The 22,928-nt window shown below is 44.0% G+C and carries 15 protein-coding genes; 9 read left to right on the forward strand and 6 right to left on the reverse strand.

Translation table 11 applies throughout. From position 1 onward, the window contains the following. Positions 1-44 precede the first annotated feature (44 nt). The gene (locus AC1HJP_RS12320) at positions 45-893 is read left to right on the forward strand and encodes a carboxylate/amino acid/amine transporter (RefSeq protein ID WP_480362133.1); all 849 of its coding nucleotides are present in this window, start codon (positions 45-47) and stop codon (positions 891-893) included. Here the strand turns inward: AC1HJP_RS12320 and AC1HJP_RS12325 are convergent. After that, on the reverse strand, positions 890-2,017 hold the full coding sequence (locus AC1HJP_RS12325) for a helix-turn-helix domain-containing protein (protein ID WP_480362082.1): 1,128 nt from the start codon (positions 2,015-2,017) through the stop codon (positions 890-892). The two genes, AC1HJP_RS12320 and AC1HJP_RS12325, sit on opposite strands and share 4 nt — an antisense overlap. A gap of 276 nt (positions 2,018-2,293) precedes the next feature. Between AC1HJP_RS12325 and AC1HJP_RS12330 the strand changes: the two genes are divergently transcribed. Further along, entirely contained in the window at positions 2,294-3,142 is an 849-nt protein-coding gene (locus tag AC1HJP_RS12330; protein WP_480362083.1) for a DUF2306 domain-containing protein, read from the forward strand. A 313-nt stretch (positions 3,143-3,455) separates the two neighbouring features. Then, positions 3,456-6,008 carry a DUF5666 domain-containing protein gene (locus AC1HJP_RS12335; RefSeq protein WP_480362084.1) on the forward strand — a complete coding sequence of 851 codons (2,553 nt, stop codon included), beginning with the start codon at positions 3,456-3,458 and terminating at the stop codon, positions 6,006-6,008. Positions 6,009-6,155: 147 nt separating this feature from the next. Here the strand turns inward: AC1HJP_RS12335 and AC1HJP_RS12340 are convergent, their stop codons facing one another. Next, entirely contained in the window at positions 6,156-6,998 is an 843-nt protein-coding gene (locus AC1HJP_RS12340; protein ID WP_480362085.1) for a LysR family transcriptional regulator, read from the reverse strand. 132 nt (positions 6,999-7,130) lie between these two features. On the opposite strand from AC1HJP_RS12340, the gene rimK reads away from it, so the two are divergent. Genes rimK through AC1HJP_RS12355 form a run of 3 tightly spaced genes read left to right on the forward strand, consistent with a single transcriptional unit; the run spans position 7,131 to position 10,243 of the window. Continuing rightward, positions 7,131-8,036, forward strand: coding sequence for a 30S ribosomal protein S6--L-glutamate ligase (rimK, locus tag AC1HJP_RS12345; RefSeq protein ID WP_480362086.1), 906 nt, complete (start codon positions 7,131-7,133; stop codon positions 8,034-8,036). Between the two features lie 13 nt (positions 8,037-8,049). Further along, the gene (locus AC1HJP_RS12350) at positions 8,050-9,084 is read left to right on the forward strand and encodes a succinylglutamate desuccinylase/aspartoacylase family protein (protein ID WP_480362087.1); all 1,035 of its coding nucleotides are present in this window, start codon (positions 8,050-8,052) and stop codon (positions 9,082-9,084) included. Between the two features lie 19 nt (positions 9,085-9,103). Further along, positions 9,104-10,243, forward strand: a complete 1,140-nt coding sequence (locus AC1HJP_RS12355; protein WP_480362088.1) for a flavohemoglobin expression-modulating QEGLA motif protein — start codon at positions 9,104-9,106, stop codon at positions 10,241-10,243. Between the two features lie 121 nt (positions 10,244-10,364). Here AC1HJP_RS12355 and AC1HJP_RS12360 read toward each other — a convergent pair whose 3' ends face one another. The 4 genes from AC1HJP_RS12360 to AC1HJP_RS12375 all read right to left on the reverse strand — a co-directional run bounded on the left by AC1HJP_RS12360 (position 10,365) and on the right by AC1HJP_RS12375 (position 18,981). Beyond that, positions 10,365-12,182: a S8 family serine peptidase gene (locus tag AC1HJP_RS12360; RefSeq protein WP_480362089.1), complete on the reverse strand. Its 1,818-nt coding sequence runs from the start codon at positions 12,180-12,182 to the stop codon at positions 10,365-10,367. A 76-nt stretch (positions 12,183-12,258) separates the two neighbouring features. Then, positions 12,259-14,574: an alpha-glucosidase gene (ygjK, locus tag AC1HJP_RS12365; RefSeq protein WP_480362090.1), complete on the reverse strand. Its 2,316-nt coding sequence runs from the start codon at positions 14,572-14,574 to the stop codon at positions 12,259-12,261. A gap of 18 nt (positions 14,575-14,592) precedes the next feature. Further along, the gene (gene lacZ / locus AC1HJP_RS12370) at positions 14,593-17,787 is read right to left on the reverse strand and encodes a beta-galactosidase, LacZ type (RefSeq protein ID WP_480362091.1); all 3,195 of its coding nucleotides are present in this window, start codon (positions 17,785-17,787) and stop codon (positions 14,593-14,595) included. Between the two features lie 129 nt (positions 17,788-17,916). Beyond that, positions 17,917-18,981, reverse strand: coding sequence for a LacI family DNA-binding transcriptional regulator (locus AC1HJP_RS12375; protein ID WP_480362092.1), 1,065 nt, complete (start codon positions 18,979-18,981; stop codon positions 17,917-17,919). 129 nt (positions 18,982-19,110) lie between these two features. On the opposite strand from AC1HJP_RS12375, the gene AC1HJP_RS12380 reads away from it, so the two are divergent. The 3 genes from AC1HJP_RS12380 to AC1HJP_RS12390 are packed head-to-tail and all read left to right on the forward strand — an operon-like array spanning position 19,111 to position 22,920. Beyond that, the gene (locus tag AC1HJP_RS12380) at positions 19,111-20,160 is read left to right on the forward strand and encodes a UDP-glucose--hexose-1-phosphate uridylyltransferase (protein WP_480362093.1); all 1,050 of its coding nucleotides are present in this window, start codon (positions 19,111-19,113) and stop codon (positions 20,158-20,160) included. Between the two features lies 1 nt (position 20,161). Further along, the gene (gene galK / locus AC1HJP_RS12385) at positions 20,162-21,292 is read left to right on the forward strand and encodes a galactokinase (RefSeq protein ID WP_480362094.1); all 1,131 of its coding nucleotides are present in this window, start codon (positions 20,162-20,164) and stop codon (positions 21,290-21,292) included. Positions 21,293-21,336: 44 nt separating this feature from the next. Then, positions 21,337-22,920: a sodium/sugar symporter gene (locus AC1HJP_RS12390; RefSeq protein WP_480362095.1), complete on the forward strand. Its 1,584-nt coding sequence runs from the start codon at positions 21,337-21,339 to the stop codon at positions 22,918-22,920. Positions 22,921-22,928: the final 8 nt, after the last annotated feature.

Raw genomic sequence — 22,928 nt, forward strand, 5'->3', positions numbered from 1 at the left:
AGTATTCATGGTTTACTAAGCGAAAATTATAATGTGGTTTTATGATGTCTTATTTAGCCTTTGTAACCTGTTTATGGGCGTTTTCTTTTAGTTTAATTGGCGTGTATTTGGCAGGGCAAGTTGATGCTTGGTTTAGCGCTTTTAGCCGAGTGGCGCTCGCAACTTGTGTGTTTATCCCTTTTTTAATCCGCTCACGCATTCCTAAAGATCTCATTTTTAAATTAATGGCCATCGGAGGTGTGCAACTCGGTTTAATGTACGGGTTTTACTATCACTCGTTTTTGTTTTTGAGTGTGCCCGAGGTATTGCTGTTTACTGTGATGACACCGGTTTATATCACCTTACTCAATGATCTGCTAGATAGGCAGTTTAACGGCAAATACCTTCTGGTTGCGGTGATAGCCGTAATAGGTGCGGTTGCCATTCGTTATGAAAATCTAGACGGTGAGTTCTTATTTGGGTTGTTGCTGGTACAAGGCGCTAATCTCTGTTTCGCAACGGGGCAAGTGACTTATAAGCGTTTAATGCAAGACAGTGAGCTTGATCACAAAACCGTGTTTGGTTGGTTTTTTGTCGGTGCATTAGTCGTATCTTTGCTATGCTTTTTGTTGTTTGGCAATACAGACAAGCTACCAACGACCAGCACCCAGTGGGGCATATTAATTTATCTTGGTTTGGTTGCCTCGGGCTTTGGTTATTTTGCATGGAATAAAGGTGCAACCTTGGTGGATGTAGGCGCACTGGCTGTGATGAATAATGTACTTATTCCCGCGGGTATACTTGTTAATTTGGTTATTTGGAACCGAGATGCCGATTTATTCAGGCTTGCCATCGGTGGCAGTATTATCTTGTTCGCACTTTGGGTTAACCAAAAACTGGCATCAGGTCGCTAAGCGACCTGAGCTTTATTAAGGCTAGATAGCTGTCGGTACTGGTTGGGCGTTGACCCTGTAAACTGTTTGAAAGCGCGAGTAAATGGCCCAACTGACGCAAAACCGCTTTCAAGGCCAATTACTAACACAGGCCAATGCGATTTATCACACTCAGAGAGTAGCTGTTTGGCATGCTCGACCCTGAGTTGATTTATGTAATGGTTAAAGTTTCGAGCACCGAAACCCTCTTTTAATACGCGGCTGACCTTATACTCAGGTAAGTCGAGTTGCTTGGCTAAATCCCCCACTTTTAGATTTGCTTGTAGATATAGCTTTTGACCTATCAATAATTGTTGAATGGTCTCTTTCAGTTTAATGTTTTGCGACTCTTCTGTTTGCATTGCCAAAGAGCTCGTTTTTATTTGTGCTTCATTTAATTTTGGTTTGAAAGCACTCACTTTCGTTGTGTTTCTTGAGTTAGTAAGATTATGACTGGAGCTAGATTTAAAGCGCCAAAACATCAGTGTTTGTGTAACAAGCAACATAAAAATAGTGATACTGGCGATGATGGCTTCTTTTATATGCGGTGTGTCTACAAAGTAGCCTTTGGCGACTTTACTAATAAGCACCGCTGAAATGATGGCACACAAATAGAACACACGCTGTTTCTGTTGGGTCTTAGAGGCTTGATTAAACCCTCTAAATGCTTCCCATATAGATAAAACAATAATTGCAGAAGACAGCAAAATAGTGATTTCTGTGAGCGTATACTTAGCAAAACTTAAGCTGCTTGAATCTATGTGCCACAGTTCAGTGACAAATAAATAGCTTTTGCTCATCATCACCAAAATAGCAATGCCAATGGCAAGTGCAATATGTTGCATAGAGATGGCATTACTCCCTCTAAAATAACTACGCACAAACAACCAATAGCAGTTGCAGGTCGCACAAGCTCCTAGCCCGACTAGGTATTGGTAAGCCCCTAGGCTATCAGCAGATAATTTTTGTATTACGCCCATGGCAACCGAGCCACAAAATACCGCAAATAAAATATGTGTCGTATGTTTGTTTTTTACCAATAACTGGGCGAGTAAGCAGGTTAATGCCACGATAAGCTGAATGGAATAAATGTTTGATAAGGTCATCAGGGGCGCTCCAAAGTAACACCTCAGAGTTTATCTAATCGTTTGTTCTGTCTCAATTACGCGTTTGTAAGAAAGCGTGTCGTATTTTATTAGATAATGAGGTGAGTAAAAAAAGTTAGCTTTATTTTCATGGTTTTATGCGGGATTTGAGTGTTCACTCGCTAAATCTATAAGAGCTATAATTACTAAAACATAGGCCGATTTTAAAATTCGGTGCGACCCAGTTTCGCACCAATGCCAAGCTGCTTACATCAACATTAGAGTAAGGAGCGTGTTATGGAACAGCTAACCATTAATCAAAAAAATATCTGGGGTATGTCTGCCGATTCAGCACTTAAAAAAGCCGTCACCAGTTGGGTCAGTATTGTATTGGTAGGTCAATGGGCGTTTGCCGTTTATATTCTCAGTTTGTATGCCATCCCTTTATTAATAGGAGCCGTGCATCAGGCAGATGAAATCTCTCCTGCAAGAGGGTTTGATACCAGCGTTGGTTTTGATTCCATCATGTTTTTTAGTCATATTTTGCCAGCGGCGATTATGGCAAGCAGTGGCTTGCTACAAATTATTCCAAAAATACGAAAAACTTATCCTAAGTTTCACCGCTGGAATGGTCGCCTATTTTTTGCTTTAGGTCTGTCAGGTGCTGTTACGGGATTGTACTTAACTTGGGGGGCAGGCATTCGCTTTAGTGACATAGGAGCGTTAGGTGTCACTCTTAACGGTGTACTTATATTAGTTGCGATATTTTTTGCTTGGAAAACCGCAGTTAAAAAGCAATTTTCTCAGCATCAGCGCTGGGCGGTGCATGCCTTTATCTTAGTGAATGGTGTATGGACTTTCCGTTTATTTTTAATGGGCTGGTACTTAGTTAACCAAGGCCAAAACGGCAATAATAATAACCTTGATGGCCCAATGGATCTGACAATATCTTTTGCCTGTTACTTGCTGCCTATGTTATTTGCTGAACTCATCTTTTGGGCGAAACGCAGTAAAACCGAAAACGTGAAATGGCTTGCAGCTATAACCACCTCAGTTGCGGCCGTGATCACGCTAATCGGTGTTATTGCAGCTGCCATGATGATGTGGGGGCCAAGAGTCTCTATGGTGTTTGAGTCTATTTTTTAAACTTAAAAGCTTGATATAAGACTTTAAATTAAAAATCATTTTTAGTTATAAAAGGTGGGATTGGGTGGTTAATTACATTCTTTAGGATGCTTTCTTGATTTGTATTAAGAAAGCATTCAGACAAACTATGTCATCTTCATGCTCACTATTTAGCAAATTAGACAATAAGCTTTAGCTGATCGCCTAGCGTCCAGTGCTAGTCACTGGTCCATAGTGCTTATGTCTGATTTTATCTGTCTTTTAGTTTCTAGAGGCAGAATTAATCTATAGTCAGTAAAACAAATTCCTCAAAATGGAATAAAGGTGAGTAATTATGAATAAGTTTGTAGCCGGTACCGCTTTATCACTCTTAACCCTCTCAATTATGGGGTGTGGAGGTGGTAGTAGTAATGACTCAGAGCAAAACCCACCAACACAACAGCAGCCTCAAGCAACCGTTGGCAGCGCTAAAGTTAATATTTCAGGTCTACCAAGTGATTCAAGTGCGAACATTACTGTATCTGGGCCGAATGGCTACAGCAAAACACTGACAGGCGCAGAAGAGCTAAAAGATCTTGTTGTTGGTGACTACACAGTTGCGGTCACAGCCGTTACCGTTAATGGCGTAACCTATTCTGCCAGTAATTCTGAGCAAACTATTACTATTTCTGAAAACCAAGTTACGACCTTAGATGTCGCATACCAAGCGCCGATAGTGAGCAGCGGTGTGATCACGGGCTTTGGCAGTGTGTATATCAATGGTGTGCGATTCAATACCGACAATGCCGCTTTCTCAACTGATGACAAAGACAACGATTCTGAAGATGCGCTAGAAGTGGGTATGGTTGTCACCTTAGAAGGTGAAATGGGTGCCAATGGCGAAACGCCGACTGCGAGCAAAATTAAATATAACGCCTCAGCTGAAGGACCGGTTTCAGAGATCAACTTGGCTGAGCAATCATTCACTGTTTTAGGGCAAGTTTATTATGTGGACGAATTCACTGAATTTGATGATGAGCTTACTTTTGAAGCTTTACTAGTCGGTGATTATGTCGAAGTTAGTGCCAAGCAAAATGCTGATGAGCAGTGGCTTGCAACCCGTGTTGAAAAGTCATCGGATTCAGAAGATATTAAATTAAAAGGCACAGTGGCTGAGCTTAATACGGAAAGTAAACAATTCAACATCGGTACTTTAGTTGTTGATTACAGCTCTGCAGAAGTAGATGGCGAGCTTGGGAATGAGGTCATGGTTAAAATCAAAGCCTCAAGTGAGCCTGTCGATAATGTTTTAACCGCCGATGAAATTGAAGTTAAAGCAATGCCATTTGCCGCAGGACAAAAAGTGTTTGTGGAAGGTGAAATTGATGATTTCGAGTCAGCATCCTTGTTTGAAGTGAACGATCAAGTAGTTATCACTAACGAGCAAACCGTATTTGCAGTGGGCAAGCTTGAAGATCTGCAAAAGGGTATTCAAGTGGTTGTCAGTGGCGCGTTAAACGAAGAAAACCAGCTGGTGGCGCACTTAATTCGCTTTAAGCAAGCAACTAAACTCAAACTTGAAGGTTTAGTGTCTGAGGTAGATGAGGACGACAACGAATTAGAATTAATGGGCACAACGGTGACCATTAACGAGTTTACGCAATTTATTGATGTTTCAAAAGCCAAAGTACGTCGCTTCAGATTGGATGATATCAACGAAGGCGACAAGCTAGTGGTGAAAGCGGCAAAAGTTGCAGACGATGTTGTTGCCAGACAAGTGAAGCGCTTCAAGGTTGCCGCTGATGTGAATGCCGATGAGTTTGTGAATAAGCTTGAAGGTGAAGCGAGTGCGATTTCTGAGATGGGCTTTACCGTTGAAGATATTCGCATTGAAACCTCTGAGCTGACTAAGTTTGAAGCAGGTAATGGTGATGCACTTTTACAAGCTGAGTTCTTCGAGTTATTAGTCGAAGGGGATGAAGTGGAAGTAAAAGCTGTGCAGCAAGAAGATGGCTCCTTCTTAGCAGTTAAAGTTGAGATTGATAACGATGACGCCGATGAAGAACGCTATATCGACCTTGAAGGTGTGATTGACTCGTTTACCTCTTTAACTGAGTTTAGCGTAAACGGCCATGCAGTAACGACACAGCTTAATACTCGTTATGCAGGTTTCAATCCTGAGCAGCTAGCGGTTGGTGTGGCTGTTGAAGTTAAAGGTGAGTTAAACGCAGAAGGCGTGATTGTGGCGCGTAAAATTGAGCTGGACTCAGAAGATGACAGTGATGAACGCGAAGCAGAAATTGAAGGTAAAATCAGTGAATTTACTTCAGCGCAGTCATTCAAAGTTGGTGAGCAAGTAATTGTAACCAACGACCAAACGGAGTTTAAACATGGTACAGCGTCAGACTTAGCCCTTAATGTCGAGGTTGAGGTTGAAGGTGAAATCAACAATGACGGTGCGCTTGTAGCTAAAAAGGTCGAATTCGAAGAGCAAGATGAATTCGAAGTGGAAGGTAAAGTAACAGAATTTGTCTCATCTACTGACTTTGCTATTGGTGAACAGAAAGTTACTACCACAGATGGCACTGAGTTTAAAAATGGCTCGGTGGCGATGTTACAGCTTGGTGTAGAGCTGGAAGTTGAAGGCACACTTAATGAAGACCAAGTGCTCGTCGCCAAAAAAGTGGAGTTTGAAGAAGTCGACGAAGTTGAAGTAGAAGGCGAAGTTACTCAATTTACCTCATTAACTGACTTTGTTGTCGATGGTAAAACTATAACCACTAATGTAAACACGCGTTTTGTAAAAGGTGAAGCGACTGATCTTAAGCAGGGTGCAAAAGTCGAAGTGAAAGGCTTTTATAATGAGAACCAAGTGTTAGTGGCCACGAAAGTGAAGTTTGAAGATTAATTCAAATACGTCACAATGTTAAGCAACCAAGCCGTACTTTTTAAGTGCGGCTTTTTTAATTTTTATGAAATTAAATTTTGTTCGTCTCTTAGTTTGATAGATTTAAGTTATCAGTAAGCGTTCTTTGATAGGTTTTTTTATTTAAACTCAACCTCTGATAAAAGGAAACAGCTGCAAGGCATCTTCAATGATCTGCTTCTTATGGTTCTTCTCTAAGAAAATGGCATAAACGTCGCGGTAATAAGTGGGCGATTCAGGCACTAAATAGAGTTTTTGTTTTCTGAGCTCTGTAAAGCACATTTGATTAGGCAAATAGGCTGCACCACCGGCTTCAAGTATAAAATTCATAGCAATACGCGGTTGGTTCATATGATGGCGGGTATTCAGTGCATCACCAAAGTCTTTTATTACCTGGCTATTAATAGATTCGCCGTAGTCCACCATAACCCAGTTTTCTAACTCTTCAATGCGGTTTACTGCTTGAGTTGATACCAGTTTAAGGGGAATTGTAGCCACTTTTTTGGCTTCGATGTCATCAATAAAAGGCGGCTCAAATAAGAAAGCAATATCAACCATGCGATTTTGCACTTGTTTGCGTAATTCAAGCGGTGAATAGGTTTGCGTGAATAGGTTAACGTCGTCTAGATTACGATGAATTTTCTGTAGCCAGTCGTGTAAAACCATATCCCAAATTGACATCATGGCACCGACAAATAATTGAGTTGAACTGGCATCGCCAACCCCGACATCTTGCTTGACCTTTTGCCACATAGTGAGAATTTCGTTAGCGTGCTTAACCAGTTTATGGCCTTCAGCAGTGAGCTTTAAGCGTTTGTTTGCTCTATCAAAAAGCAGTACACCAAGATCTTCTTCTAACAGTTTAATGCGTGCACTGACTGCAGCTTGAGTCACAAATAAATTTTCAGCAGCCACTCTAAAGTGCAATGTTCGGCTGACTTCTAAAAATGTCATTAGCAGTTCAGTACGCATGGTTTATCTCGGATTTATTGATAAAAAATTTTATTCAATAAGGTTATTTTATTTAGTTTTTCTTTTCAAATTGTTTGTCCTACATTTGCTCCCGTATTCACACACTGACATTTAACTTTTTTGGAAAAGAACATGAAAATTGCCATTCTTTCTTGTGGACCTGAACTTTACTCTACTAAACGTTTATTAGAGTCGGGACTTGCTCGTGGGCATGAGGTCGACGTTATCGACACTTTACATTGCTACATGGATATCACCAGTAGCCGCCCAACTGTGCGTTACCACGGTGAAGAATTACCTAAATACGATGCGATTATTCCGCGTATTGGTTCATCAATTACGTTTTACGGCACAGCAGTTGCGCGCCAGTTTGAAATGATGGGCACATTTAACGTGAACGAGTCGGTGGCAATTAGCCGCTCGAGAGACAAATTACGTTCATTACAATTATTATCGCGACGTGGTATTGGCTTACCGCGTACCGGCTTTGCAAGTAAGCCTGGCAATATTAAAGACTTAATCAAAAACGTCGGTGGTGCGCCTCTGGTAATTAAATTACTTGAAGGTACGCAAGGCATTGGTGTTGTATTAGCTGATACGTCAAAGGCAGCAGAAAGCATCATCGAAGCTTTTATGGGTCTAAAAGCCAATATCTTAGTTCAGGAATATATTAAAGAAGCGGGCGGAGCTGATATTCGTTGCTTAGTGGTTGGCGGCAAAGTCGTTGCGGCAATGAAGCGTCAGGCAGCAGAAGGTGAGTTTCGTTCAAACTTACATCGCGGCGGCTGTGCAGAAATTGTAAAGCTTAGCAAAGAAGAGCGTGAAACCGCAGTGCGTGCCGCGAAAGTGATGGGCTTGAACTTCTGTGGCGTTGACTTACTTCGCTCGCACAATGGTCCTATGGTGATGGAGGTAAATTCATCGCCTGGTCTTGAAGGCATCGAAAAAGCAACGGGTTTAGATGTAGCAGCTAAACTCTATGAGTTTATTGAGAAAAAGAATGACGTGTCACCGCCAAGAAAATTAGCGGTGGGGTGAGGAGTCTAAATTAATGGCATTACCTGAAGACATTGTAATTGGTGAGCACTGTATCAAAGCGGGGCAGAGTGCAAAAGTCATGTTGCCAGTGGCCAAGCTGTATACCGATGCGGAAGTTTCTCTTCCTGTTTTTATCAGTCGCTCTAAAAAAGCAGGGCCAACGGTATTAATTTGCGCAGCGGTGCATGGTGATGAACTTAACGGTATTGAAATTATTCATCGCTTAATTCGCGATAAGAAGCTTAAGCCATCTTGCGGTACTGTGATTGCAGTACCCATGGTAAACGTATACGGGGTGATAAACCAAAGTCGCTATTTGCCCGATAGACGCGATTTAAATCGCAGCTTTCCGGGCTCGGCAAAAGGCTCGTTGGCATCACGCTTGGCGAATATTTTCTTAAATCAATGTGTGTTGCATTGTGACTATGGCATCGACTTGCATACTGGCGCGATTCATCGCTCTAATTTGCCACAGATCAGAGCAAATTTAGACGAGGCAGATTTAAGTGGCTTAGCCAATGCGTTTGGTGCGCCTGTGGTGATTAATACCGCAAATCCGAAAGGCTCCTTGCGAGAAGCTGCGGCAAAGTCAGGCACAAAAATCATGGTTTATGAAGCGGGTGAGGCGCTGCGCACTGATGAGTTTTCTGTGCACATTGGCTATCGAGGGGTGCTAAATGTGTTACGGGCTTTAAACATGTTGCCAAAATCGCGTAAGAAGAAAAGTAGCACCTTACCGTTTATTGCACATAGTTCTGATTGGATCAGGGCGACAGCCAGTGGCTTTGTATCGCATAAGCTTGAACTGGGTGAGCAAGTTGAGAAAGGCACAGTTCTGGCCGATGTGGTTGACCCGTTTGGTGAAGTCTTGGCGCAAGTAAAAGCGCCTCGTAAGGGGATCATCATCGGTAAGCAAAATATCCCTCTGGTGCAAGAAGGTGAGGCTATGTACCACATTGGCTATTTTACCGCTGATGAAGCTGAAATTTCTCAACATATCGACAATGAAGAAAATGCAATTGTCGATGGTGAAAGCGAGGCGCATTAGTGCGCCTTTGGAGTTAAGTATGTTAACAGTTGAACAAAATGCGAAGTTGCAAAGCTTAGATCAGGCGCTACATGCCATGGTACAAGGAATAGATATACTTGATTCCGTTGCACCGATTAACTACCAAGAAGAAAGAGCAAGATTTTTTGCAGGTAATGCGACCGAGAATCCGAACTTCTTATATAAAGAAAACCAGTTCAATGTGTTTGCTAAAAAACGAGAGCTTTATCAGTTACCGGTGGAAACCTTAAGGGATGATGACTTAACGCAGCTTTACAGCGAAGTGATAGAGTCTTATGCCGATAAGCTTGATCAGTTTCGTTCGGTAGGCAGCGAACAATTTATGTATGACTCGCTGCGTTATTACGGCGAGCCTTCAGATAAAGACATTCGCAACGCTCAGTTTGTGTTGCATGTGCCTGATTCTCTCTCTAAGTCATCAGGGAACTTGCTCAATGCTGATGCGATTGTTGCACAAATGCATGAGTTTGCTCAAACCCATGGATATCGCTATGAGTTAGTGGTTGATGGTTCTATGATCGCCAATGCTTTGGTATCTGGCACTAAAGTTAAGATTAATGCGGCGGCCAGTTTAGGCGAAAAAGAAGTAGCAGCCCTTGCACATCATGAATTAGGTGTGCACTTAGTGACGACCCTGAATGCTCAAACTCAGCCCTTAAAGGTACTCTCTTTGGGGAGTCCGGTGAATACCACAAGTCAAGAAGGCATCGCCATTTTATGTGAGTTTCTATCGGGTAACTTAACGGTATCGCGCTTAAAAATCTTGGCGTTGAGAGTACTTGCAGTGAAATCTATGCTAGATGAGCGCGACTTTAAACGTACTTATCACATGTTACTTGAGCAATATAATGTCAGTGAACAGTTGGCGTTTACGATTACAGCACGTGTTTATCGAGGCGGTGGTTTTACCAAAGATTATTTATATCTAAAAGGCTTCCATCAAATTCTACACGCTTACGAAACCCGTGATGACTTTATAAATTTACTCAGTGGTAAAGTGTCGCTAGAGCAGCTGGATGTGGTGACGAGTTTAATTAATAAATCGATTTTAAAAGCGCCGAGTTACATTAGCCCTGCGATTGAAAAACCGCAAAAGCTAGGCGAAATCGAACGTTTCTTATCGCTATCGATTAAATAACTTGAGACATAAACAATGAGTTGAAAAAGGCGATGATTTTAATAGGTCATCGCCTTTTTATTATTTCGTTGTTTTGTTTTAACGCCGTTGAACTTCTTGTAATGGACGCTACAGACTACTTTTAAAAAGTAAACGTCATAGTGGACGAGCAAACACTCGTGCCAGCTTCACAAACTTGATAGCTATAGCTGCCACCGCCTTTACCGCCTATATTGTCGGTATAAAACCCATCATTCTCGGTTTGCACTATTAAGCTACCGTCGCGATATATATCTACATTATCGGTACTGCTACCAGCCCAAGTCAGGTCTACAACTTTACTGCCTTTTACTTTGTAGCCATTTAAACTCAGAGATAAATCACCTCCACCGCCAGTGCTGCCACCCGAGCAGGGGTTATCGATTAAATAGGTGTCCATGGCTTTGGCTTGCACTATACCATAGCCAAAGTAGACGTCTTTCCCAGCAGCTCCCGCGTCTAACGCCGTGACTTTTAACGCGCTGCGAATGTCTTCGCCGGAGCAATCTGGGTGATTAGACCAAACTAAGGCCGCGACGCCAGCAACCGCAGGCGTTGCCATCGAGGTGCCACTCATAAACCCATAGTCACTGGCGCCTATGTTTAAACTAATCGAAGTAGCTGCCAAAATTTGGTTGCGATCTTCAAGGGCTGTACCAACGGCAGGAATGCTAGTGAGATTCGGATCGCCCAACGTACCATAGAGCATACCCGGTTCATTATTAATAATAACAGCGCCGATCCCGCCTGAGTTTTCACAGTTTAGTACCTTATCGTGAAAGCTAATATTACCGCGGTCGATAACACAGACTTTACCTTGAGCACCGATATCTATACTTTCGGCAGTGTCCATAAAATAGCCTGAAGCTTGTGCATTGCCATTGTTTTCCATAGCAGCCGCGCTTATTGTGACGCCATCAAGGGCAAGACTCGCATTGGTTGCCATACCTGCAGGGTAAGTTGACAGGGTGTCGACCCCGCCTGCGGTGACTTCAACGCAAATGGTTTCATCCGTTCTTTGCTTTTTCCCACGACCAGTTAAGCAGCTGGGAAATTGCGAAAAATCGGCGATTTGATTGTTGGCATCATTGGCACCTATCATCATCACCGAGCCGTAACCTGCTGGGTAACTGCGCACACTATTACCGTCATTGCCTGCGGCGGCGACAATCAGGCCGCCGTTATCGACAAACCCCTGAAAAGCATTGGATTCAGTACTGTTTGCGCCTCCTCCACCTAAACTCATATTGATGATATTGGCGCCAGCTTGGGCACATAAATTGGTGGCATGGGCTAAATCAGATGAATAGCCCCAGCCACTGGCATTGAATACTTTTATAATGTGTAAAGGCACATCTGGCGCCATACCCACTACACCAACTTGGTTGTTTTCTGCGGCAATAGTACCCGCGACATGGGTGCCGTGTGGCCCGCCATTTTCATACCAATTCCCGGTGCCTGAATCGTTATCACCTGTGATTGTGCCCCAATTAAAATCGCTGTTACTGATATCAAGACCTGAATCAATCACGCATACTTTGATATCGCTGTTGATGTTAAAAGTGAGTTGATCGGCTTGAGATTGATAAACGGCATAGGGGGTGAGCTGCATCGACATGGGATCGCCCGCATCATCATTAAACAATGCAAAGGGGGCTCTGGGATGGTCTTGCTCGATGAGTTTAATGGCTGGGTGATTGAGTAACCCTCTGACTTGGTTTATGTCTTTACCGTTAAAAGATGCGGCGATAAAACCATTTGAGGAGAGCTTAAGCTCACCGCCCATTTGCTTAGTTAAAGCTGTAACAAGTCCTTTGTTGCCATTATCAACTTGAATAATGTAACGGTGTTGATCTGGGCTGGCATGTGAATGAGTAGCAAGCGCAAGGAATAAAGCGCTTGCTAAAATACTGGGTTTCATAATGACAAACCTAAAATTTAGACTGTTGCATTTTTTAGCATAGTAAAGGTTTTAGGAAATGCCATTTTACAGTTGTTTATTCCTGAGCAAATCCCTCATTCAGCAGCATGAATATATGTGCGGCACTCCAAGAGAAGTTAGGCGCACCTTGTTGCTCACCGGTTTCTGGGTTGTAGTTCTCACGAATGGGGGCGTTTTCCATTAAGCCATCGGCATTGGTCAAAAAGCGCTTTACAAGTTGTTTTGCTTCTTGTTCATAGCCGTAATGTTGTAACCCTTTTACACCAAAGTAAAATTGGTCGACCCATACACGACCTCGCCAGTAGATGTTGGGGCCATACGCTGGATTATTTTTGGCAGCTGTACCAAGCGGTACTTTGCTGTAAAAGGTCTCTGGGTTCATCATCACATCACGAACTTGTTTCGCTTGTGTGGCTGTTGCCACTCTATTAAACAGCGGTGACCACCCTTCAGGGCCCATGCCTCGCTCAACGATAGGTTTGCCAGCACAGCCATTTTTAAGTGGCGTATTGTTAATGCGAATATCGTAATAAAAGCCCGTGTTGGCATCGAACATACACTGATTAATATAGCTTTTTACTTGTTTTGCATCAGCTTCAAACTGTTTAGCTTCGTTAGGTAAGTTGAGGATGTTTGCGATTTTCGCCAAATACAGGGTATCGGTATAAAAGTAACTGGCTTGGTCTACCGACTCTTGCAGCAAAGAATAGCCAAGTAACTTACCTGTGTTATCACGGTTTTGAGCAAAATCTACTTGCCAATCAGCGGCATCACCGCCTTGCTTTACATAATCTGCAAGTTGGGCTTTGCTGATAAAGCCAAAGGTGGCAGCATCATCTCGGCCTGACTCCCAGGAGGCTGCAGTTTGTGCTGGGGCAAAAACTTGCTCACCCTGCGCTAATAGTTTGCGATAGTGTGCAAGCCCGTATTTGGTGGTTTTTGTCTTGCCCTGCTGGTGGATAAATAACAATTCACCTTGCTCATTGTTGTGAGCCTTATCGAGAGTTGCACCATACTCAGGAACACCATTTTGGTTGTGGTCACGATTGCGCAGCCACCATGCACGATATGCTTTGAGTTTTGGGTAAAGGGTTGCCAACCATGCTTTATCTTGGTCGCTCTCATAAGCTTTTAATACCGCCCAAGCAGCAAGGCTTGGTTTGGTATTGCGCTCATTCCAATTGCCACTGTCACCGCCGCGCTCTCGACTTAGGTTGTAGCCGATTAGGTCGGGCAAAAAGCCGGTATCTTGCGGTCTGACTGTATCGCCAGTTTGTATTTGTTGCTTGAATACCGTATCAATATTGGCTTTCGCTAATTGAGGGTGAAAGTCGCTGAGCGCATAGGCTTGCTTCCATGTATCCCAAGGCCAAGTTAAATTACCGGAGAACCAACGCGCGGTGACCGATGGACTAACTGTGTCGGTGGTGATAGCACCTGCCGGACTGCGCCAATTACCTATTAAGGTCTCAATTGATTTGGCCATTAAGCGCTGCTGAGCAGGATGCTCTAGTTGCTGTAAAGGCATAAGGTATTGCTGCCAGCGGACCTGGCTTGCCTGCATAAATTCTTTAGGCGCTTCGAGGATTGCTTGATGGCGCTGTTTAACCTTGGTGTGCTCTTGTGCGTTCAGAACATGGCTGAATAGAGTATAAAACCTTGTTGTGCCCTTGATATCAACTTGGCTGCTGTAGCTTTGTCCTTGAATGCGTGTGGTGGTAGCTAAAGATTTACTCATCAGATAGGCCGAGCTGCCCGAGGTAAGTACACTATAAGGCGAACGGACTTGATTAAAATGTACGGTGATCCCTTGTGGCGTTGCTTTTAGGTTAGGTTGCAGTTGTGGGTGAGCTTGTTCAAGCGTGCGTTTTTTATCAAATTGCGTAAGTAGCTCGCCGTCAAATTTTAAAGTTAGCGGGCTGTCGCTTTCTATTTTAGTTTCAACCAAAGAAGTACGCGGGCCAACAAACATCAAAGTGAGGGTGACGGTTACGTCTTCGGCTTTAAGATGCTGAATAAGTTTGCCCGGCTCACTCTGCACCGTACCTGTAAGTTTGAGCTTTTTGCCATTTTTAAACACCTGCAAGCGATCAAAGTGTTTGGCGAGATAAATCAAATACTCTTCTTGAATGAGTGCATGACCGGTAAAACCACCCAGCTCACCGGCGGAGCTTGGCAACAAATGCCCGTGCCAAGCGCCCGCGTCAAAGAGCGGGTTAGATGGGCTATGACCAAACTTATCGGCGGGCTTCATCATGTTTGGCTCGCCAATTCGAGTTAGGGTGTTTTGCAAATGCTTATTGCTCGCTTGGCTTTGTGTGCAAAAAAGTGTGCTAAGCAAGCCTATAAGCAATGTATTTACAGTTATCATAAAAGGATTCTTCATGGTTTATTCACCGTAACTTACTTTAATTTTACGGGCTAATGCAGCGGCATTTTTATCACTAGAAAGCGGTGCAAGGGTAAAGCGATATTGCTGACTTTCAGCGGCAATGCGGTATTGCTTGTGAACAAGGCGACCCCATGAGGTATCACCGCCCACACCCATTTGCTCATGGTCAATATTCAGGGTGACAAGGTCGCGCACAGGCACATCAATGGCGTGCTTGGTGGTTACCGGTACTAGCCCTGATGCCGATGCACTGGCATCGCCCGAGTTAAAATCTATATCGGCTTGCAGGTAAGGCCACGCACTGGCATTCAATACCTTGTCGCCTACCGCAAGTAGCCCTTCGCCTCGCGCGTTTTGCAGTGCCATCCAGCGCACCTCGGTGCGGTTAGAGTTCTCTTGCGGGCGAATGTAGTAATGTTGTTGCTCGGTCACAGGTGTGTTGAACACAGAAATACGCGTTGAGGTTTTTCTATCGGCGTAACTTTCGTGTGGACCTCGGCCTAACCAAGACATATTTTTATATTCACCTAGGGTACTTAACTGCATGCCAACACGCGGGATATCGGGCAAGGTTTGGTTATCATCAAGATTGAGCTGGTAATCAACCTGCACAAAACCTTGTGTTGTGATCTGATAATTCAGCACTAAACTCCCTGTAAAATCCGGTGATTGATAGCGCGCAGTGACGCCCGATGACTTGGCTTGTAAGGCGATGAGTTTGAATCTGTCTGTTGCGCTTTGCCACATGGCCGCTCGTACTTGCAGGTTATTACCTAAGTCGTTGTCAGTTGGTGCTCGCCAGAAGTTTGCTTTAAGTGGGCGCGTAAGTATCGCTTTGTTGTTAAAAGTGAGTTGCTGTAACCAACCTGTGCGTTTATCAAAGCTAAGCTGAGTGCCCGCTGCCTCAGCGATCAGCACGTCTTTTTGATGTGCATAACTTGGTTTTAGTGGCTTGTTAGTTCTTTTAGCCGTTGATTGTAATTGTGATACAGGCAGTTTGAATTGTTCAAAGGCAATTTCATGACCAAGCGGCAATAGCGGCTCTTGTGCTCTGGCGTGCATGCTCAGGGTGACAAAGTACTCTTTGTCGCTGTAAGCAGGCAGGCCTTGAATATCAAAATTCAGTATGGCGGTTTTGCTCGGCTGCACGCTTGGCATGGCGCTGTGGCCTTGTTTAACGGTTTCTCCATCCGCTTCAATTCTCCAGCGTAGGTCATACTTTTTTAAGTCCGTGAATAAGAATTTATTTTGTACAGTGACTTGTCCTTTAAGCAGATTATGCGCAGTAAATTTAACTGGTTGGTAAACCTTTTTCACTTCAAAAGCGTGCGGATGAGGCTCTCGGTTTGGGTTCATTAGGCCGTTATTTAAAAAGTTGCCATCGGTTGGCAGAGTCGGGTGGAAGTCTTTGCCATAAGCAAAATATGTTTCACCAAATTCATTGCGGTATTCTAGAGATTGGTCAACCCAGTCCCAAATAAAGCCCCCTTGTAGTACCTCGTACTTTTCAATGGCATCCCAATAGTCTTGCAAATTGCCTACAGAGTTGCCCATAGCATGGGCGTATTCAATCATAATGGCGGGTCTATCTGGGTTATTGCTGGCGTAGTTAACCAGTTTTTCGATTGACGGATACATAGGCGCAAAGATATCGGTGTAATGCTCAAGCTCGGCTGGCTCGTATTGCACCACGCGCAGATCATCATTGTCTTTTAACCATTGATAGGTGTTGGCAAATACCTCGCCATGGCCAGCTTCGTTGCCTAATGACCAAATGATGATAGAAGGGTGATTTTTATCACGCTCAAACATACGTTGGGTGCGGTCAAGGTGTGCAGGCAACCAACTCATTTCATTACCAAGCTGGGTTTTCTCGTCAATGGCAAGCGGGTGCGATTCGATGTTTGCTTCATCGATAACGTATAAGCCATATTTGTCGGTTAAATCATACCAGTATGGGTGATTGGGATAGTGACTAGAGCGCACCGCATTGATATTAAACTGCTTCATCAGTTTAATATCTTGCTCCATTGACGCTTTGTCGACGACATGGCCGCGAGTTGGCGAGGTTTCATGACGGTCAACGCCGCGTATAACAATGGGCTTACCATTGATAGTCAGTTGTTTATTTACAATCTCAATATGCCTAAAACCGATCTCATCACGCACGACTTCGAGTAATTCACCTTGTTGATTGTATAGACTCATCACTAGGGTGTAGAGGTTTGGGGTTTCTGCTGACCAAAGTTGTGGGTGTGCTATGTGCTCTGAAAAGCTGATTTGTTGTGTGCCTATGGCGTTTGCCGTGAAGCTTTTTGTGGCTTTGGCGACAACTGCATGGTTTGCTTTAGGATCGAGTAACTCAAATTTTGCGCTGAGTTGAGCGTTATTTTTTTGATAGTTTTTAACGTCTAACTCAAGTTCTAATGTGCCTTTATCAAAGCGTTTGTTTAAACGTGGTTTGGCATGAAAATCAAAAATATGCTGTTTTGGCGTGGCGTATAAATAGACGTCGCGCTCAATGCCTGAAATTCTCAACATATCTTGGCTTTCTAGATAACTGGCGTCACTCCAACGGCGTAACCTAAGCGCAAGTAAGTTATCGCCTTGTTGCACAAACTCGGTAATATCAAACTCAGCTGGGGTTTTTGCGCCTTGGCTAAAGCCGACCTTTTCACCATTTAGCCACACATCGAGCGACGATTTTGCAGCGCCTACATGTAAAAACACTTGTTTATTTTGCCACGACTCAGGCAAGGTAAAGGGCTTTCGATACGAGCCAGTTGGGTTGTACTCAAGCGGAACATCAGGCCATTTGGTGGTGAACGGAAAGCGCTCATCTAAGTAAATCGGGTAGCCATAGCCCTCAACCTCCCAGTTGCCCGGTACGGGAATTTGCCCCCAGCTAGAATCATCAAAATTAGGCTGTTCAAACCCTTTTGGTGGATTAATCGCAGAGCGTTGCCAGTGAAATTGCCACATGCCATTAAGTGGCAAATAGTTATCGCTTTGAGCAGGGTCATCTTGCATGGCGCCCGCTAAGCTTTGATAGCTAAACCCAGAGGCACGCGGTGCTTGTTTATTGATGGCAAACACTTGATGGTCTTGCCATGGTGCTTTGGCGAAAACGCTCTGACATAGCAGAGTGGTGAGCATGCTTAGGCTAAATATTACAAAAGGTTTGTTTTTCATTGTTGTCATCTTAGCTGTGTTGTTTATTTTTAAAATTATGCTTTAAATACAATATACAATTGTTTTGTATAGTTCTTTTCCTAAGGCTTTATGTTGCTCTGTTTTTGCTAGCTAACCTTAGATTAAACTTTAATTTTGCCGATCTATTTGGCTTTTATTTTGGTGTTTTCTTTTAACCGAAGTTGGCGCAAATGCGGTTGATTGTCGCTCGACTAATGTTGGCTGATAGCGATGCGAATGTGCTGTTTTATCCAACTGAGAGTGCTTATTAGAGTGCTTATTAATGGCCAGCAGTGCAGCATGTTTGGCGATGGCTTCGACAGGGTAGTGCAAGGTGGTGAGCTTAGGTCTGCTGTAATGAGCAAGGTAAATATCATCAAAGCCAATCACCGAAATATCGTCAGGCACTTTAAAGCCCGCTTCTTCTAGGGCCGAAATTGCACCAATTGCCATGGCATCGTTGTAGGCGAAAAGTGCCGTAAAAGTTTGCTGATTTTTGAGTAAGGTATTTACTGCCAGCTCGCCACCGAGCTGATCTGGTGTGCCATAAGTAACTTGCTCTGCAGTTAATGCAAATGCTGGCTTACCTAAAGCCGTTTTGAACCCCGACAGCCTGTGTTTGGGATCTTCAATCGGCAGTTCACTCATAATGCTTGCAAAACGGCTGTGGCCTAAGGCGAGTAGGTGCTCAGCGGCCAATTGGCCTCCGAGTTCATCGTCGAGGTAAATGCAGTTCTCGGCTATTTCTGGAATATTTCGTGCCACTACGACCACGTTTGAATAGCGCTCTACGATATCGATTAATACACTATCGGCTAAGTGCGTACAGTACAAAATTATGCCATCACAACGGCGTTGTAATAATGAGTCAATGGCTTGTTGCTCTGAATCGCTACTGTTTTGGGCGGTGCTCAGCAGTACTTGGCTTTGATGCTGACGGGCTATGCTATCGACGCCTTTTGCTAAGCAGGCAAAAAATGGATCGCTGATGTCGGGCACCACTAAGCCGAGTGTGGCTGTCTTTTGTGTGGAGAGTGCGCGCGCATTGACGTTTACCTGATAACCTAAGGATTTCATCACCGCCAGTACATGCTCGCGGGTTTTGTCTCTTACTTTGTCATCTTGGTTTATCACGCGAGACACGGTGGCAATAGATACCTTGGCTTCTCGGGCAACGTCTTTAATGGTGGCCATGTTTTATTCGCTTAAAAAAGGCTTAATTCGAGCGATGGTAGCAGAGTGATTTTTTTAAGTAAATTTACTTGCTAAAAAAAATGTAACCGTTTACATTTTTTGTATACATTATCCTTTTGTGATTTAAGCATGACATTTGATGCAACAGAGCACCCCCATAGGCGGTTAAATCCGCTCACCAATGAGTGGGTGTTGGTATCGCCCCATAGAGCCAAAAGACCATGGCAGGGGCAAACAGAAAAGCAGCAAGTATTAGCAACTGAATCGTACGATGAAAGTTGTTATTTGTGTGCTGGTAATACACGTATTAATGGTGAGCAAAACCCTCATTACGCTCATACCTTTGTATTTAACAATGACTTTGCGGCACTACACAGTGAGCTGCCAGTTAATCACTGCGACGACCCTTTATTTTCCATGCAGTCTGAACAAGGTGAAAGTCGTGTTATTTGTTTTTCACCGGATCACAGTAAGACATTGGCGCAGCTTTCGGTTGAACAAATTCATAAAGTGGTGCAAACCTGGCAGGCGCAATATAGTGAACTTGGTGAAATCTATCATTGGGTACAGGTGTTTGAAAACAAAGGCGCGATGATGGGATGCTCAAACCCGCACCCTCACGGACAAGTTTGGGCGCAGCAGTCTTTACCGACCTTGGTTGAAAAAAAGCAGCAAGCGCAAACTCAGTATTTTACAGAGCGAGGCGGGAATTTACTCGCCGATTATGTGGCCAGAGAAATTCAGCAACAAACACGCATCGTCGCTATTAATGATGATTGGCTGGTGGTGGTACCATTTTGGGCGGCATGGCCGTTTGAAACCCTATTGTTACCGCGCTTTTCGGTGCAGCGTATGACACAACTTACTGAGTCGCAAGGACTTAGTCTAGCGGCTATTCTTTCTGAATTGACCATTAAATATGACAACTTGTTTGAATGCGCGTTCGCTTATTCAATGGGCTGGCATGGTGCGCCATTTGATGGACAAGAGCATCCAGAGTGGACACTACATGCGAGCTTTTTCCCGCCTTTACTTCGCTCAGCCAGTGTTCGTAAGTTTATGGTGGGCTATGAAATGTTAGCAGAGCCACAGCGCGATTTAACCCCAGAACAAGCGGCTGAAAGATTACGCGCTCAGCCTCTAACGCATTACAGCGAGAAAAATAATGTGCCGTACTGAAATGATTAAACAGGTTTTTGCCAAGCAGTTTGGTTATCAAGCCGAGCAAGTGAGCCACGCACCCGGGCGAGTAAACTTAATTGGCGATCATACCGATTACAATTTGGGGTTTGTGCTGCCTGCTGCAATTAACTTTGGCACTGATGTGGCCATTGCAAAGCGTGATGACAACACAATGCGGGTGTTAGCGCATGACCTAGATAATCAAATATGCGAGTTCGAGCTAACAGAACTTTTATTCAATCCTGATTTGATGTGGGTGAATTATGTCGCTGGGGTGGTGTATATCCTGCAAAAAGCCGGCTTTACACTACAAGGCACTGACATCGTCATCTCAGGTAACGTGCCGCAAGGGGCGGGGTTAAGCTCGTCGGCCAGTTTGCAAGTCGCTTTGATCAAAGCGTTTTCGGATTTATTTGAGTTACAGATAGACGGTTTTACAGCGGCTAAGCTCGCGCAACAAGCCGAAAATGAATTTGTAGGCTGTAACTGCGGGATTATGGATCAGAGTATTTCGGCAATGGGCGCGTATAGTCATGCCATGTTACTCGATTGCCAGGATTTAACCTTTCAAGACGCGCCCATTCCAGAAAACTTAGCCATTGTGATTGTTAATTCAAACGTCAAACGCGGCCTTGTTGAGAGTGAATATAACCAAAGACGCGAGCAATGCGAGCGAGTGGCCAAGCACTTTAATGCTCCAGCACTACGAGTGGTGACTTTGGCTGAATTAGAGTCAGAGCAGGCAAACTTGCCTGAGTTGGACTATAAAAGAGCAAGGCATGTGATCACTGAAAATCAGCGAACCTTAAACGCATTAAAGGCACTTAAAGCAAATGATATCAGCAAATTAGGGCGTTTAATGAATGCATCACATAGTTCATTAAAAGATGATTTTGGCACCAGCACAGCCGAAATTGATTACTTGGTCGCGCTGATGCAATCACAAATTGCTGAGCAAGGAGGCGCACGGATGACAGGCGGCGGCTTTGGTGGTTGCGTGGTAGCCGTGATGCCAAAAACCTTGGTCGAAGCAGTAACTCAGACTGTTAAAGCTGAGTACCAAAAACAGACCGGGTTAAAAGCCGACGTGTATGTGTGCGCAGCCGTGCAAGGGGCTTTTAGAGTTTAATTAATACAACTCAAGAAATTAGAAAAAGAATAACGAGGAACATCATGAATATTAGTTTACACAGCACAGATATTGCTGTTTTTAGCGCTTATGTACTCGGCTTGCTGGCGATTGCGCTATGGATCTCCCGCAGCGAGAAAAAAGAAGGTGCCAATACCGAAGATTACTTTTTAGCTTCTAAGGCATTACCTTGGTGGGCGATAGGCGCGTCACTGATTGCGTCAAATATTTCGGCCGAGCAGATCATAGGTATGTCTGGCTCTGGATATGCCATGGGGTTGGCGATTGCATCTTATGAATGGATGGCGGCGATCACACTTATTTTAGTCGGTAAATATATGCTGCCGATATTCTTAAAACAGCAAATTTATACCATGCCGCAGTATTTAGCGCAGCGTTACGATGACCGCGTAAAAACCACTATGGCGGTGTTTTGGTTGGCCGTTTATGTGTTTGTGAATTTAACCGCGGTGCTATGGCTCGGCGGTCTTGCGATTGAAACTGTCGCTGGGGTTGATGCCTTATATGGCATGATATTTTTAGTGGTGTTTTCTGTGGCGTATTCGCTTTATGGCGGGTTAAAAGCCGTGGCCTTTACCGACATTCTGCAAGTCACCCTGCTGGTATTTGGCGGGTTATTTTTAAGTTATTTGGCGCTCGATGCGGTATCTGACGGGCAAGGGGTGCTGGCTGGTTTTGGTGTGCTAACTGAACAAGTTCCAACGCACTTTGACATGATCTTATCACCTGATAACGCACATTATATGAGTTTACCTGGGTTGTCGGTATTAATTGGTGGCATGTGGGTGATGAACTTTAGTTATTGGGGGTTTAATCAATACATTATTCAAAGAGCTCTGGCGGCAAAAGACTTAAACGAAGCGCAAAAAGGCATTGCCTTTGCGGCGTATTTAAAATTATTGATGCCCTTGATTGTAGTACTGCCGGGCATTGCTGCTGTGGTGTTATATCCTGATTTAACCGCCCCAGATAAAGCTTATCCGTCAATGATGTCGCTTATGCCTGTGGGAATAAAAGGCTTGGTATTTGCCGCGTTAGTGGCGGCGATTGTGTCGTCTTTGGCATCGATGACCAATAGTATTTCGACAATTTTCACCATGGATATTTATAAAAAGCTCCATGCTGAAAAAAGCCAATCTCATTATGTGAATGTTGGGCGTGTCACGGCTTTGTTGGCTTTAATGGTGGCACTGTTAGTTGCAAAGCCTCTGTTGGGTCAATTTGAGCAGGCTTTCCAGTACATTCAAGAATTCACAGGGTTCTTTACCCCGGGTATTGTGGTTATCTTTGTGATGGGCATGTTTTACAAAGGCACCACCGCCAATGGTGCACTGGCTGCAGCGTTTGGCTCTGCGCTGTTCTCATTAAGTTTGAAGTTTGCTATGCCAAGCTTACCTTTCATGGACCGTGTTGGATTAGTGTTTGTGTTGTGTTTACTGCTGTGTTTTGTGGTCTCGAAACTGTTTAATGCACATGAGCGTGGCTCTCAAGGTTCATCAAAATGCGTGCAACTTAGTGATGTTAGTTTTGTAACTAAAACGGGATTCAATGTGGCCGCTTTAGGTGTGGTGGTGATCTTAATCGCTCTCTACGCTACTTGGTGGTAACCGTCATT

Source organism: Pseudoalteromonas sp. NFXS53 (assembly GCF_056629255.1).

What these genes read in the sequence shown, in the direction of transcription:
- AC1HJP_RS12375 (WP_480362092.1), bottom strand. Translation starts at nt 18,981, where the DNA reads ATGGCCACCATTAAAGACGTTGCCCGAGAAGCCAAGGTATCTATTGCC.
- rimK (WP_480362086.1), top strand. Translation starts at nt 7,131, where the DNA reads ATGAAAATTGCCATTCTTTCTTGTGGACCTGAACTTTACTCTACTAAA.
- AC1HJP_RS12335 (WP_480362084.1), top strand. Translation starts at nt 3,456, where the DNA reads ATGAATAAGTTTGTAGCCGGTACCGCTTTATCACTCTTAACCCTCTCA.
- AC1HJP_RS12360 (WP_480362089.1), bottom strand. Translation starts at nt 12,182, where the DNA reads ATGAAACCCAGTATTTTAGCAAGCGCTTTATTCCTTGCGCTTGCTACT.
- AC1HJP_RS12350 (WP_480362087.1), top strand. Translation starts at nt 8,050, where the DNA reads ATGGCATTACCTGAAGACATTGTAATTGGTGAGCACTGTATCAAAGCG.
- ygjK (WP_480362090.1), bottom strand. Translation starts at nt 14,574, where the DNA reads ATGATAACTGTAAATACATTGCTTATAGGCTTGCTTAGCACACTTTTT.
- AC1HJP_RS12320 (WP_480362133.1), top strand. Translation starts at nt 45, where the DNA reads ATGTCTTATTTAGCCTTTGTAACCTGTTTATGGGCGTTTTCTTTTAGT.
- AC1HJP_RS12340 (WP_480362085.1), bottom strand. Translation starts at nt 6,998, where the DNA reads ATGCGTACTGAACTGCTAATGACATTTTTAGAAGTCAGCCGAACATTG.
- galK (WP_480362094.1), top strand. Translation starts at nt 20,162, where the DNA reads ATGATTAAACAGGTTTTTGCCAAGCAGTTTGGTTATCAAGCCGAGCAA.
- lacZ (WP_480362091.1), bottom strand. Translation starts at nt 17,787, where the DNA reads ATGAAAAACAAACCTTTTGTAATATTTAGCCTAAGCATGCTCACCACT.
- AC1HJP_RS12390 (WP_480362095.1), top strand. Translation starts at nt 21,337, where the DNA reads ATGAATATTAGTTTACACAGCACAGATATTGCTGTTTTTAGCGCTTAT.
- AC1HJP_RS12325 (WP_480362082.1), bottom strand. Translation starts at nt 2,017, where the DNA reads ATGACCTTATCAAACATTTATTCCATTCAGCTTATCGTGGCATTAACC.
- AC1HJP_RS12330 (WP_480362083.1), top strand. Translation starts at nt 2,294, where the DNA reads ATGGAACAGCTAACCATTAATCAAAAAAATATCTGGGGTATGTCTGCC.
- AC1HJP_RS12355 (WP_480362088.1), top strand. Translation starts at nt 9,104, where the DNA reads ATGTTAACAGTTGAACAAAATGCGAAGTTGCAAAGCTTAGATCAGGCG.
- AC1HJP_RS12380 (WP_480362093.1), top strand. Translation starts at nt 19,111, where the DNA reads ATGACATTTGATGCAACAGAGCACCCCCATAGGCGGTTAAATCCGCTC.